This is a genomic window from Shewanella sp. MMG014 (assembly GCF_018100775.1).
Classification (GTDB): domain Bacteria; phylum Pseudomonadota; class Gammaproteobacteria; order Enterobacterales; family Shewanellaceae; genus Shewanella; species Shewanella japonica.
In genome coordinates this window covers 443,465-457,489 of record NZ_JAGJDZ010000001.1, presented here as the reverse complement: position 1 = coordinate 457,489, position 14,025 = coordinate 443,465, and the positions used below count along the sequence as shown (strand labels likewise).

The 14,025-nt window shown below is 39.9% G+C and carries 11 protein-coding genes and 4 tRNA genes; 5 read left to right on the top strand and 10 right to left on the bottom strand.

Translation table 11 applies throughout. The annotated features are described in order from the left end of the window. Window positions 1-85: 85 nt before the first annotated feature. From J8L86_RS01900 to J8L86_RS01885, 4 genes are all read right to left on the bottom strand, one after another. Window positions 86-161: transfer RNA gene (locus tag J8L86_RS01900), tRNA-Thr, on the bottom strand. Window positions 162-168: 7 nt separating this feature from the next. After that, a tRNA-Phe gene (locus J8L86_RS01895) sits at window positions 169-244 on the bottom strand. Between the two features lie 406 nt (window positions 245-650). Next, a tRNA-Thr gene (locus J8L86_RS01890) sits at window positions 651-726 on the bottom strand. 7 nt (window positions 727-733) lie between these two features. Next, a tRNA-Phe gene (locus J8L86_RS01885) sits at window positions 734-809 on the bottom strand. 328 nt (window positions 810-1,137) lie between these two features. On the opposite strand from J8L86_RS01885, the gene J8L86_RS01880 reads away from it, so the two are divergent. Together J8L86_RS01880 and J8L86_RS01875 are read left to right on the top strand one after the other, a co-directional pair. Then, on the top strand, window positions 1,138-1,692 hold the full coding sequence (locus J8L86_RS01880; RefSeq protein WP_065109071.1) for a cytochrome b: 555 nt from the start codon (window positions 1,138-1,140) through the stop codon (window positions 1,690-1,692). Window positions 1,693-1,780: 88 nt separating this feature from the next. After that, window positions 1,781-2,356: a YceI family protein gene (locus J8L86_RS01875; protein WP_211028458.1), complete on the top strand. Its 576-nt coding sequence runs from the start codon at window positions 1,781-1,783 to the stop codon at window positions 2,354-2,356. 114 nt (window positions 2,357-2,470) lie between these two features. Here J8L86_RS01875 and J8L86_RS01870 read toward each other — a convergent pair whose 3' ends face one another. The 6 genes from J8L86_RS01870 to mutY all read right to left on the bottom strand — a co-directional run bounded on the left by J8L86_RS01870 (window position 2,471) and on the right by mutY (window position 11,370). After that, on the bottom strand, window positions 2,471-3,331 hold the full coding sequence (locus J8L86_RS01870; protein ID WP_247663135.1) for a CBM9 family sugar-binding protein: 861 nt from the start codon (window positions 3,329-3,331) through the stop codon (window positions 2,471-2,473). Between the two features lie 153 nt (window positions 3,332-3,484). Beyond that, window positions 3,485-5,863 (bottom strand): hypothetical protein, encoded by a 2,379-nt coding sequence (locus tag J8L86_RS01865; RefSeq protein WP_211028454.1) that lies wholly within the window; start codon window positions 5,861-5,863, stop codon window positions 3,485-3,487. Between the two features lie 3 nt (window positions 5,864-5,866). Further along, window positions 5,867-7,306 carry an MFS transporter gene (locus J8L86_RS01860; RefSeq protein WP_247663134.1) on the bottom strand — a complete coding sequence of 480 codons (1,440 nt, stop codon included), beginning with the start codon at window positions 7,304-7,306 and terminating at the stop codon, window positions 5,867-5,869. 553 nt (window positions 7,307-7,859) lie between these two features. Continuing rightward, window positions 7,860-9,662 carry an aryl-sulfate sulfotransferase gene (locus J8L86_RS01855; protein WP_211028450.1) on the bottom strand — a complete coding sequence of 601 codons (1,803 nt, stop codon included), beginning with the start codon at window positions 9,660-9,662 and terminating at the stop codon, window positions 7,860-7,862. A gap of 310 nt (window positions 9,663-9,972) precedes the next feature. Further along, complete coding sequence (locus J8L86_RS01850) at window positions 9,973-10,251, bottom strand: oxidative damage protection protein (RefSeq protein ID WP_055026356.1); 279 nt, start codon at window positions 10,249-10,251, stop codon at window positions 9,973-9,975. Between the two features lie 9 nt (window positions 10,252-10,260). Beyond that, window positions 10,261-11,370 carry an A/G-specific adenine glycosylase gene (mutY, locus tag J8L86_RS01845; protein WP_211028448.1) on the bottom strand — a complete coding sequence of 370 codons (1,110 nt, stop codon included), beginning with the start codon at window positions 11,368-11,370 and terminating at the stop codon, window positions 10,261-10,263. A gap of 268 nt (window positions 11,371-11,638) precedes the next feature. On the opposite strand from mutY, the gene trmB reads away from it, so the two are divergent. The 3 genes from trmB to glsB are packed head-to-tail and all read left to right on the top strand — an operon-like array spanning window position 11,639 to window position 13,663. Then, window positions 11,639-12,355, top strand: coding sequence for a tRNA (guanosine(46)-N7)-methyltransferase TrmB (trmB, locus tag J8L86_RS01840; RefSeq protein WP_055026354.1), 717 nt, complete (start codon window positions 11,639-11,641; stop codon window positions 12,353-12,355). A 58-nt stretch (window positions 12,356-12,413) separates the two neighbouring features. Then, the gene (locus J8L86_RS01835; RefSeq protein ID WP_055026353.1) at window positions 12,414-12,740 is read left to right on the top strand and encodes a 50S ribosome-binding protein YggL; all 327 of its coding nucleotides are present in this window, start codon (window positions 12,414-12,416) and stop codon (window positions 12,738-12,740) included. A gap of 8 nt (window positions 12,741-12,748) precedes the next feature. Next, window positions 12,749-13,663, top strand: coding sequence for a glutaminase B (glsB, locus tag J8L86_RS01830; RefSeq protein ID WP_055026352.1), 915 nt, complete (start codon window positions 12,749-12,751; stop codon window positions 13,661-13,663). The last annotated feature ends 362 nt before the right edge of the window (window positions 13,664-14,025 follow it).

Below are 14,025 nucleotides of genomic sequence, written 5' to 3'. Positions count from 1 at the left end.
AAATGATAAAAGGGCAGTTCGGGATGGGTGAAATAGTAAAAATTAGATACAAAAAAGCCACTCATTTGAGTGGCTATTCTGTATATGGTGCCGGCACCAAGAGTCGAACTCGGGACCTACTGATTACAAGTCAGTTGCTCTACCAACTGAGCTATGCCGGCTAAATTGTGGTGCCCGAACCCGGAATCGAACCAGGGACACGAGGATTTTCAATCCTCTGCTCTACCGACTGAGCTATTCGGGCAACTAAACTAAGCGTTAGTTAACTACTTCAAACAAGAAACTAACTTGGTCATTAGTGTCTGTGCCGTTTGGAGTGCGCACATACTATAGTCATGGTGATTTTCGTGCAAGTGCTTTTTACGCTTTTATATTCGATCAATCAATAAAACAGCAATTTTGTGTTTTATTGGATTAAATTTGAACTAAACACACTACGAAATCGTTGTTTGGTACTGTAGGAGTAAGAGTAGGCATAGAAGTAATAGTAAGAATATAAGACTAGGGGAAGCTGGTGCTGTAATTTTGATGAATTCTATTGTTCTCTAGTCGTTAGCGAAATAAATACAACTTTACGATGGGAAATGGGACAAGTTAGCATCAAATTTTAGACACAAAAAAGCCACTCATTTGAGTGGCTATTCTGTATATGGTGCCGGCACCAAGAGTCGAACTCGGGACCTACTGATTACAAGTCAGTTGCTCTACCAACTGAGCTATGCCGGCTAAATTGTGGTGCCCGAACCCGGAATCGAACCAGGGACACGAGGATTTTCAATCCTCTGCTCTACCGACTGAGCTATTCGGGCAACTAAACTAAGCGTTAGTTAACTACTTCAAATAAGAAACTAACTTGGTCATTAGTGTCTGTGCCGTTTGGAGTGCGCACATATTATAGGGATGGTTTTATTGACGCAAGTGCTTTTTACAAGTTTTTTATTGTTCGGCTAGTAAATGTTCAAAATGCATGTTTTTTGTCAATATAAAACTCGGCATTGTTAGAAATAACCAGCTTACTTGGTATTCGGTATTTTATAAATGTTCTAAAAAATCGAATGATTGTAGCGAAATTTAGCCATTTTATTTTATATTTTTATCTATAAACTCATTTCTATCAAATATGAGGGATGACGAAACATGTTGGTCAATACACGAGATGGATATGGCTTATTCACAATATTACTTCACTGGGTTAGCGCATTATCCATTTTAGGTTTGTTTGGTTTAGGTTTTTGGATGGTGGATTTAACGTATTACAGCAGCTGGTATCAAACTGCGCCTAATATCCATAAAAGTGTCGGAGTACTGCTACTTGGTTTAACACTTATACGCATCCTATGGCGTTTTATCTCTGTCACAACACAGGCTAACTCATCACACAAACATTGGGAAAAACAGGCCGCCAAATGGACTCATAGGGCTTTTTATTTATTGATGCTACTGATAATGACAAGTGGCATTTTGATTTCCACAGCCGACGGTAGGGGAATAATGGTATTTGATTGGTTTGAATTACCTAGTTTGGGTAGCTTTATCACTAATCAAGAAGACATTGCAGGTGTTATTCACCAATATCTTGCATACGGGTTAATTGCTTTAGTTGTGATTCATGCCGCTGGAGCGATTAAACATCAACTTATTGATAAAGATAGCACCCTGACAAGAATGATAAAACCCGTAAAACCGAAGTAGCCTATCGAGTACTTATTTCACTCAAGCGTCGGAAAATTATACTTCATCACTTTTAATCACATGATTAATTTATATAAAGGAATACATAATGAAAAAGCAACTGATTAGCACGGTATTTGGCGCCATTTTGTTAGTACCTGCGATGGCCAATGCTGCAGACTACAAAATTGATACCCAAGGAGCGCATGCATCAATTCAATTTAAGGTCAATCATTTAGGCTATAGCTTTGTGACAGGCCGCTTTAACGATTTTAGTGGTGACTTTAGCTACGATGCTAATAAGATCAACGACACTAAGGTTAAAGTAACCATTAATACAACCAGTGTTGATTCAAATCATGCAGAGCGTGATAAGCATTTACGTGGAAGTGATTTTTTAAATACGGGTGAATTTCCTAAGGCCGAGTTTGTATCAACGACAGTTGAAGATAAAGGCAATGGGAAAGTGGTCGTAAATGGTAACTTAACGCTAAACGGCGTGACCAAACCTGTGGCAATCGATGCGACAGTCATTGGTGAAGGTAAAGATCCATGGGGTGGTTATCGAGCAGGTTTTGCAGGTACGACAGAATTTGCAATGAAAGATTTTGGGATAAAAATGGACCTAGGCCCAGCTTCAGCAAATGTGAGCTTAGCTCTCGTCATTGAAGGGATTAAACAATAACGAAACTGCGCAATCGAATATTTAATCGACTGAAAAAAGATTAGTCCGGTTATTCACAAAAGCGCCACTCAGTTATTGAGCGGCGTTTTTTGTATGTCAGTGTAGGTGGATTGGCTAATTTTGCTTGTTAGTTAATATAATATGGCCAAATACATTGGCATCTTTATACCCTCGATTCATATCGCCATTCACGGCTTTGATGGGGTGAGAGCCAATAAAGTTTTCCCTCGTTTTACTGCCGTCGTTATCACAATAAGCCAGCATAAATCCGAGTTTTTTATTACTGCTAAGGGTGACTGGCGATACTTGATGGTCATCAGATGCTGTTAATGAATCATTATAATTGTCAGGGAATACCTTAATTGCCATTTCCCAATATACTTTTTGTGGGTTAGCCTCATCGCGAGACCAAACAGTTGTAATATGTTCATTGAATGTCATTGCTTGTTTTTGAGTTGAAAAATCGGCAACTTGTCTGTCCAAAGCAACATGATAAGCAAAGGCGTTGTGGCTAAATTGATGTTCACCACCCGAGGCATCTTCATCTAAAAACACTTCAACGGTATCGTCATCCCAATACAGTACAGTTGGATCCGCGGTTTGATCAAATAACACATCATCAATGACTTCAGTGAGTAGATAGAGCGTGTCTTCACGCCAAAGCAACTTGTAGCGACCACTAAAATCATTTTTATCTATTGCAGCACCAATGATCATGTTATCAATTGGGTGCCAGTTTGCATGTTGCCAATCCGCGTCATTCTGGACTCCATCAATGTTAATTTCTTCATTGGCATAATTGACCATAATAGGTTGATGGACATACTCAGTGAACCTGTCTTCAGTAGTGGCTTGCACACTGTACGATGAAAAAAACGCTGGGAGTACGAGCAGTGATATCGCTGCTTGTGTCATATGCTTTTGGGTGAATGTCAGTCTTGTTATGAAGGAGACATGTTTGTTGAACCATTCCATAGTGTTAATCCGTGTTAGTTTAACCGCAGACGAGAATTGATATGTTACCGCGGTTGATGTCGATGTTATCAACCGGTAGCTTACCTATATTGAATAGCGTAAAGCTATCAATTCAATCATCTAATTTTTCATATTGGCGAGTCATTTTTGAATCTAGCTTATAGGCAGCAATACTTTTAATCGGTATGTTTGCTTAGGTAAAACATCAAAATTAAACTCGCCTTTGGCATCGCTTTCTAGTGGCACATCATCAACCCAAACTTGTTGTGTAGTAACAGTGGTTGTGTGACTTACCTGCATCGTTATTTGGGCTTGTCTGAATCGTCGACTGACATGTAGCTCTGGCCATGATTTAGGTAACTGAGGCTTTATCTTTATCCCCTTTGAAGTGCCTTTAAGGCCAACGAGTTGCTCAATAACAATGCGATAGATCCATGCAACGGTACCAGTATTGAATAATTGACTCGATTTACCAGCATCTTCAGGGAACTGAAAATACGCTCCACGAAAGTAATTAGGGATAAAGACGGGAAGTTGCCCACGAGAGAGGGCATTTGCTTCTGATTCTGCACAAATCATTGTATGCAGTAATTCAAATGCAGCTTCGGTTTCACCTCGCTCAAATAGGGCGAAAATATAGAAAGCACCAGCATGGTTGTAAACTGAACCGTTTTCACCAGTACCAGGAAATTTCTGAGTTAAGCGACCAACTTCTTCATTCATATGGGTGTAGCTAGGCGCAAGCATCATCATGCCAAACGGCGTTTGAAGTTGTTGTTTTATCTGCAACTTCATTTTCTGCCATTGGTTGTTATCGATAGCACCTGATAGCATTGCAAAACTTTGCGGGTTGAGATAAATCCTACCTTCTTGATTTTGACTCACACCGAAGCAGTTTCCGGCATCGGTAATGCCTCTAGCAAACCATTCACCGTCCCAGCAATGCTGATTCACATCTTGGTTTAATGTACTCGCTTGCTGTGATAATGATTCGGCAAGGCTAGCATTACCTGTTGATTTAGCAACGTTAGACCATAACCTCATGGCGTAAGCACTGGCTAAGCTTAACCAGCTCGATACGCCTTTGCCTTGATATCCCACCATATTCATCGGATCGCACCAATCACCTTGATTGATGTAATTCAGACCACGATGATCTCGTTGAGACCATAAAAATGTCAATGCCAATTCAATATGCTCGAAAACTGTTTTAGGCGCTATGTCATCTGCAAAGGGAATAGGCTGGTGTAAGAATTCATAATCTGCTGTTTCGTCAAGATAGGCGGTAATACAAATAACTAACCAAACACAATGATCCGTATGTGGGATTTGGTTGATATATTTAAGTTCAGACTCTGGGTTTAATAAAATACCATCAGGCATTTTACCGCTACTATTTTGCTGCGATAACGCCTTAACGAATGCGGCTTTTGTTTCATCAGGCTTGAGGTAAACCATTCCCATTGCATCTTGAAGGTAGTTTCTTGTTTGCGGATCTGTACTTAACCGATTGACATCACCATGGTAAAAAACTTGCCTTGGTAACCAGTGATTAATAAAGTTATCAAACTCCATATTAGGGCTAGTTATACTCAGTTGTAGGTCAGCTTGAGCGATGTACTCTTGGTATTGTTTGTTAATTTTTTCTCGTTTCTCAGGAGAGCCCAAATAGTGTTGCTGTAATTGCTTGGCTTCAAACTTATCTTTTACAGGGGCAAAAACAAAGTTGGCTTGAAAGTGCTGCTTCGTCTGCAAAGGTAAATCATAATGCATCACAGCAACCGGTGTTTGGTAATGAGCAGGTTTAGATGCTAATGCTCGATTGATGATAGCATCAGGGTTATTAAGCCCTCCTTCACCTTCAAATACTGCTTGGCGAGTTTCGTAACTTGTCGGGGCAATATCACTCATTAATACCGTTGTGTCTTTAAAATTTTGATGGGCAAAGTATTGTTCTATTTTTTGATACGGTGTTACTGACTCACACAAAATGGCATTTAACTCGGCATCAAAATGTGCAGATTGGTTCATCCATGACATATAACCTACTGGGAAGTAACTGTAGATACTCAAGTCACGTGAGCGACCACTATTGTTTGTGATATTAAGTTGCCAAAGTTCAGCGCAATCAGTGGTAGTTAATGTAAGTGATAACTCACAAACGATATCAAGGTGAGTGATGTGCCAGCTGATTTTTTCTTTTTCGACAATAAACTTAAAAGAGTCAGTAGCTTGCTTGACGGGGGCATAAGGAATAGAAAACAACTCACCAGATTGATTATCTTTTATATAAAAGAATCTTCCTGGGTGATGGCTAAAATATGGATGCTCAGGCTGCATAAAAGTTTTAGCTTCAAGAGCAGGGCCGTGAGCATATTTTGCAGGCTCGGGTTGCATAAATTGGGCAACGGCATAACCACGACAATTCATTTGAATCATCATTTTTTTATTCCATAAAAAGCCACAAGCATTTGGCATACTTGTTGGGCTGTTTAGGCTGACAGCACCGTTTGCCTGATGGTAAGTGATCACTATTTATTCCTGAGCTGTTGTTTGAGTATGAAGGTTTGGCTGGCTTGTTTTTGCCTTAGGCTTATTTTGGTTACTGGCGTTTTCATTTGCATATAATTGCTGAGAAATCTCAGCCATTTTGGCTTCGTTTAAGCTGTAATGTTTAACAACCCAAACCGCTAATAATGCAAATATGGCTGGAATTAATGTGTTCAGTAGTAAAATTCCCATCAGAGAGTCTGGTGATTGCTGCTGATTGGCCACATAGCCCATTGAAGATAAGAGCCAACCAATCATGGCGCCTGCAAATGCTCCCCCCAATTTTTGAGAAAAAGCAGCGGCAGAGAAAATCATTGCTGTTGCTCGGCGTCCATTTTTATATTGAGAGTAATCTGCAGTATCTGCATACATGGAAAACACCAGCGGTGATTTGGGGCCAAGACAGAAACCAATTAAGGCTTGCATGATAAACATTAGAGTAATGTTGTTGGGTGGAATCAGGTAAAAACCAGCTGAAAAGACAGCAACTAAACTCATCAAACCAATCAATAAACTGCGTTTATCAAAATAGCGGCTAAGTATTGGTGTAGATGCTGCCCCAATCGCTAATGAAATCATATATACAGCCGTGAATGTTCCAATTAAGTCTTCTCGACCGACGTAATATTTAAAATAAAATGTCCCGGTGCTGGCGCGCAAAGTGATGGTGAACATAATAATCAGTGCTAGTGAGAATAATATTAACCAAGGTTTATTATTCGATAGATCAATCAGGTCTTGTTTGATACTGGTTTGCTGATTAACGGGTGGTGAAATTCGTTCTTTGGTCGCGAAAAACGTGAGCGTAAACAAAACTGCAGAGATTAAGCCATAACACCCCATTGTCAGTTGCCAGCCTAGAGCTTGGTCTCCATTACCTAGCAAGGTCACAAGCTCAGGAGTCAGGTAAGCGACGAGTGTGCCACCAGAAAAAGCACCGATGAATCGAAAACTGGTCAAAGTAGTACGTTCTTGACTGTCAGCGGTGACTACACCTAAAAGGGCGCCATAAGGCACATTAATAAACGTGTATGCCAACATCATGAAAATATATGTGCCATACGCCCATATAATCTTGCCATCATCGCCTAGATCTGGAACAGTAAAAGTGAGTATACCTGCCGCGGCGATAGGGATAATGCCCAGTAATAAATAGGGCCTAAACTTACCAAAGTGAGTGGAAGTTCTATCGGCTAATGCTCCCATCAACGGATCCGAGAAAGCATCAATAAGGCGAGTAACCAACATCATAGTGCCGACTGCAGCAGCTGAAATACCAAATACATCGGTATAAAAAATAAAGAGGAATACATCAAATACACGCCAATAAAAGTTAGATGCCACATCCCCAAGGGCGTATCCAATTTTTTCTCTTAGCGATAATTTTTCAGAGACGGTATTAGTCTGTTCGATATTTTGAGCCATTGTTATGGTTACCTTGGTTGATTCCATCCAATTTGCTTTTAAAGCCCACTTTCAGCTATCTGATTTTTATTGATATTTATTTTTAACAATTAGTGTAAGCGCTTACATTGTTGTTAGAATGTAAATGATTAATCAAATTTTGACCAGTGTTAATTTGGGCTAAACTGAGTTTTTTATGGCTGTGGCATCAAAATTGTGCGGTTTTTTTAAGTATAAATACTGAAAGTTAGCGATGAGTTTTAATCGCGATAGCTAAAGGTTTACGGATTACTTTAGAGGATTTACAACATAACGATATAGGGAAGGGAAATTTGGGTTTCTTGTTATCAAAGTCTAACCAATATCAAGTTAAAGCATGATTTAGTAGGGCATTGTTTGGTAAGGCATTGTTTGGTAGGCATTGTTTAGTAGGCATTGTTTAGTAAGGTATTGTTTAGTAAAAATAGCGCTTGAGGGAAAAGTAAAACGCCCTTCTAGATTCTAGAAAGGCGTTTAAGAAATAATGATTATAAATAGAGATGATTAAACCGAGTTGCTTATTTAATCAAGCATCTTATTTAAGCATGTCTTGTACTTTAATGACTTGTGCACGATAGCCCGTAGCAAATAAATCATGGCTGCCAATATTGATTCTAACGGCAGGTTTCGTCTCGCCGTAACGATGCTCTACTAATATCGACTGAACTTTACCTGTGGTGTCATCCATTTTAAGGTTGCCATAACCGCCACCTAAACCAAATAACCCTGCAGATGCAAAGTAGCTCATCATGCTGTCTTTATCTTGTTGGTATTTTACGATTGAGGTCACTGGTGAGTAGCCATCGTAACCTAACTCATCTTTACCGTATTCCCATACTTGTTGAACCGTGAGATTCTGTTCATCAATTTTGTATTCAACTGAGCGAGAGTATTTTTCAGTGGCAAACATAGGCTGGCCAAGATGACGTCCATCACCATTATCAAATACCGTTAGTGTGCCTTTTTCTGGTACTAAATAAGCAGTATGTGAGGTGTAAGAGAAGTCAAAATTAGTGCCGCGACATAAACCTTTTTCGTTACAGTTAAGCTTATTACCTTGTTCATCCACAGGAGTAAGCAGTTTACTGGCAAACTTTTCAGACCAGCCTTTAGCTGGACTTAATATCCATTTCACTTGCTTATCTCTGCCTATCTTTATGACAGCGGATTGATGACGAGAACTGATAATAATGCTGTCGTCACTGCTATCGTAGTCGATAGAATTGACATGAATCCAATTTCGACCCGTTTCAACGCCGTGGATATCACCATAGGGGGCATTTTTTAAATCTTCTAATGTAGTTTGGTGTCCCGCTTGACTTGCATTGATGTTTAAACACACTGCGCCAGCATCTAATGATAATAAAGCATCATCTCGCATAGGATCTAAAATACTGTTTAGATCCCAGTAATCAATTAGTTTTCCGGTATTATCGACCTCGATGATTTGATCTCTAATCGTGTTAACTAGCATACCATCAGGACGACGATAATCTTTGGCGGCGGCTCTGATAAAGATATTGCCGTTGCTAGCTTCAATACCTTCATGGGATGCATCAATAAAGTTACCAGGCAAGCTGTGCTCTGAAATCATTCTGCCCATTAAGGACATTTTCTTCCAGCCTTGACCCTGTACCCAAACCATATTGCCATCGACGGTTATGTTCATTCCCATAGCGTAACCTGCATTTTCAAAACTCTTTGAATCATGAGTGGTATACGGGTTTAAATACCAGCGAATATCGCCCGCGGTATCAATAATAAAAAAGCCTGGTTTACCGTCCCAAGAAAAAGCACCTGGTGCGTCGGGATTATTGTGCGCTAATTGACCTGTTTTACCGTCAGGGTTGGTCCAATTTACAAAATATAAGCGGTCTTTAAAATCTGCATCGACATGTTCAACTTCAACGATAGGGGCTTTGGCCCATTGACTCTCGGAAAAGCCCATATCAATATCAGGGGTAAGCATTTGGTAATCATGACTATGTTGTTGGCCATTTTCGGTCCATTTCACGGTAAAGTGATTCATTAGCGCAGGGTATAAACCAAAAATGGGCACACCGCCTTCATTCATGACGCGCATGTCATCGACTTGATAGTTAATCGCAACTCCCGTGTCATCCTTAGCATGAACTGTCACTTCCACATTGGAGATCTTATGACCATTAAGCGTCACTAATGCTGTTAACGGTGCATTTTCATATGGGTTATGAACGAGATAACCTAAAGGCGCATCCGGTAGCGGAATGGGTTTCATACCTAGTGGATCAGCGGCTAAGTTAGGAGCTGATAAGCAAAGGCTTAGTGCTAAAATTGAATGAACGAGAGGCTTAAACATACAAAATCTCTTTAAGGTAATATGCTGAATATTATAGAGAGAAATAGCCATTTTTAATGTTGCCTACCTGACATATTGTTGAGTTTATTTAATTATTAATAACGAGGTCACGGTTTTAACATTTGATGAAGAACAATTGAAAATAAAGGGAACTTTTAGCAATGAGAGAAATAGTGAGATAGTAATAGCAACCAAATGAGAAAATTGATCGAATAGGAGGTTAGCGGTTATGACTATTAAAACAGTTATATTAAGAAAACTTGTATCAGCGCAGGTTGAACTGATACAAGCAATAAACCAGCGTTAACAATTACTCATCTTCAGCTGGTGGTACATAACCTTCAATTTCAACGTCTTTACCTTCAAATAAAAAGTTAACCATTTGCTCTTCGAGGAACTTGCGGTCATCAACATTCATCATGTTCAATTTATTTTCGTTAATTAGCATCGTTTGCTTTTTTTGCCACAAACCCCAAGCTTCTTTACTAATTGAATCAAAAATACGTTTGCCGACTTCACCTGGATAAAGTTGAAAATCGAGTCCTGCTGCTTCTTTGTTTAAATATGCGCAATTAACATTACGAGCCATGATGTTTCCTTAACGGGATCCTGATGTTGGATCTGCTGCTGAAAGTGCGACTAAGTGAGATAAAATCCGCTCTGTTGCTGCGGCTAATCCGACTTTAGCTGGATGATGTATGTTATACCAGAGTGTCTGGTTTTGTTCCATTGTCGTGTTTTCAAGTGGGCGATTATTTTGCTCTGTTTCAATCTTTACTAAAACGGGTTGAATATCTAAATGAAAATGACTAAATGTGTGTCTAAACCCAGCAAGCCACTCAGGTTCGCAATGGTCAATGTTTTTATCGCTAAATTCTTTAGAAACATAATCTTGCAAAGCTTGTTGTGACTCAAATTGAGGGAAACACCATAACCCTCCCCAAATACCCGCTGGTGGCCTTTTAAAAAGTATAACTTCGCCTTGATGCTGTTGCACCAACATAAGTGCTGACTTGGTCGGTATCGTCTTTTTAGGTTTTTTCCCTGGGAATTCGGTTTGTCTGCCAGATAGCTGCGCTTGGCAATCAATAGCGACAGGGCAGCGTTCACATTGAGGTTTACTGCGAGTACAAACCGCAGAACCTATATCCATCATTGCCTGATTAAATTTTCGTATCTCTTTTTTGGGTGTCAGTTTATCGGTAAGCGTCCAAAGCTGTTGTTCTACAGACTTTTTACCAGGCCATCCTTCTATGGCTCCATGTCTTGCTAGAACGCGCTTTACGTTACCGTCTAAAATGGAATGATGTTGCCCAAGGGAAAGTGACAAAATTGCTCCAGCGGTAGAGCGACCAATACCGGGAAGTGCGATGACATCGTCTATGTTTTCGGGAAACTTACCTTGGAACTGTTCACAGACTGTTTTAGCCGCTTTGTGAAGGTTTCTTGCTCGTGCGTAATAGCCAAGGCCTGTCCAATGGTGAAGCACATCATCTTCACTTGCTGCAGCCAAGTCAGCGATAGTTGGAAAACTAGACATGAACTTTTCGTAATACGGGATCACGGTAGCAACTTGAGTTTGCTGCAACATGATCTCTGAAATCCATACTCTATATGGGGTTTTATTCAATTGCCATGGCAAGGATTTACGGCCATTGATATCGTACCAAGCGATGATACGCTCGGAAAAAGAGTTAACATTTTTCATCGAGGCAGTGTATATGGCAAGGTTAGCTTAAACAAGTCAGCATTTAATTTGCTGAAACAAAATACTCGTTAAAATGGAGGATTGAAGCATTAAAGTGATTTTTAGTGGTTCAATATATGTAAATTGCCAAAATAACGATAAGAATCTTGCTATCAAAGTGGCTTAAGTAGTTTAGTCATACTCATTTTACGATATACTTACTGACTATTTTATGATTTGAAGTGACACATTGGGCCACTTTATATAGCACCCAATTGATGAGGCAATAATGAGCGACGTTACTACCGCTGAATATAACGAAGATGGTAAATATCTTCGTAAGATTAGAAGTTTTGTATTAAGAGAAGGGCGCCTGACTAAAGGTCAAGCACAAGCCATTGAGTCATATTGGCCAACGATGGGCTTAGATTATACCCCTGAACCTATCAATCTTACTGAGATTTTTAATCGTGACGCGGATACAGTGTTAGAAATTGGTTTTGGTATGGGGGCATCACTTGTTGAGATGGCTAACGCTGCGCCAGAACTAAACTATATTGGTATCGAAGTGCATAAACCGGGTGTTGGTGCTTGTTTAGTCGATGCTGGTAAAGCTGGGGTAACTAACTTACGTGTTTATCATCATGATGCGATGGAAGTATTAGAAAATAGTATTGCTGATGGTTCGTTAGCGAGAGTCCAACTATTTTTCCCTGATCCATGGCACAAAAAACGTCACCATAAGCGCCGTATCGTACAAGCTGAGTTCGCTCAACTAATCCGTCGTAAGCTTAAAATTGGTGGTGTCTTCCACATGGCGACAGATTGGGAAAATTACAGTGAACATATGCTAGAAGTGATGTCTGCTGCTGATGGTTATAAAAACCAGTCAGCAACTAATACTGTCGTTGAGCGTCCTGAACATCGCCCATTAACTAAATTTGAAGCTCGAGGCCATCGCTTAGGTCATGGTGTTTGGGACTTGATGTTTGAGCGAGTAAGCTAAGCTTATTCCTCAACTTGTTATAACAATATCTTCATTTAATACTAACTAGGATAAAAACATGGCTAAGAATCGTACTCGCCGTTTACGTAAAAAGTTACGCGTTGATGAGTTCCAAGAACTTGGTTTTGATGTCAACTGGACGTTCGAAGAATCAATTTCTGAAGAGGATATTGATAAAGCTGTTGACGAGTTTATCGATCAAGTTATCGAGCCTCGTAAATTAGGCTTCCATGGCGGCGGTCATAAAATGTGGGAAGGTATTATTGCAACGCAGCAAATCGGTAAATGTACTGAAGAAGACGTTGCTGCTGTGAAAGCATTTTGGGAATCGAAAAAAGTGCCTCAACTTGAAGTTAGTGCACTTTATGATATCTGGTGGGGCTAATATAGCCGATGCCTGAGCAAATATTGCTAGAACAAGTGGTCGACAAAGTTCGGCCACTTATTGGTTCTGGGAAGGTCGCAAACTACATACCAGCATTGGGTAATGTCGATCCGAATAAAATTGCCATAGCAGTCACCACAGCTGATGGTCAAACTGTGGGCGCTGGCGACTATCTTGAGCCATTTTCAATTCAAAGTATCTCCAAAGTATTTAGTTTAACTCTGGCGTTGAGTTTGTATTCTGAAGATGAAATTTGGTGTCGAGTAGGTAAAGAACCTTCGGGTCAGTCCTTTAATTCGCTTGTACAAGTTGAATTAGAACGCGGGATCCCGCGAAATCCCTTTATTAATGCCGGTGCTTTAGTGATTGCCGATTTGATTCAAGCAAGACAAAGCGCCCCTAAGCATCGTATGTTGGAAGAAGTACGAAAGCTTAGTGGTAACTCACATATTTGTTTTGACAAGAATGTGGCTAACTCTGAGTTCAAATTCAGCGCTAGAAATGCCTCTATTGCTTACTTAATGAAGTCTTTTGGAAATTTCGAAGGTAATGTTGATACGGTATTAAAAAGTTACTTTCATTACTGTTCATTAAAAATGAACTGCGCGGATTTATCAAAAGCGATGTTCTATTTAGCTAATCGAGGGAAAACCTTACAAGGTCATCAGTTGATTACACCTGTACAAACTCGCCAGCTGAATGCTTTGCTTGCTACATCAGGTTTATATGATGGTGCAGGGGAGTTTGCCTATCGAGTTGGTATGCCGGGTAAAAGTGGCGTAGGCGGTGGCATCATTGCTGTAATTCCTGGAGACATGTCCATTTGTGTTTGGTCACCTGAACTTGATCAAAATGGCAACTCACTCGCTGGCACACACATGCTAGAACACCTTTCGCAATCTCTAGGCCGCTCGATATTTTAAAAGCGGCTTAATGCTTTTTACTTCAATACGTCGTATTTCAAGTCTTTCCTCTTCAATACTTTCAGTCTCAATACTTTCAGTTTCAAAACTTTAGGTTTCAAAATCTTACGGTTCAAAATTTTCAGCCCCAAGACGGCTGAATTATAACCTGCTCTAATTAGGCGATCTTTATTCTGCTATCGGCGCAGAAAAGCGCTGATGAACTTATATTATTAATGTGTGAAATAAACCACTTTATGGTTAATCTCACGCAAACTGAGTAAACTTTTTTAGTAATCCCGCCTAATTCGTTGCTAGAATGTTTTCTTAATTGTTTGAAATATAATGATTTATCTATTTTGGCACGCTGTGTGCTTTATATG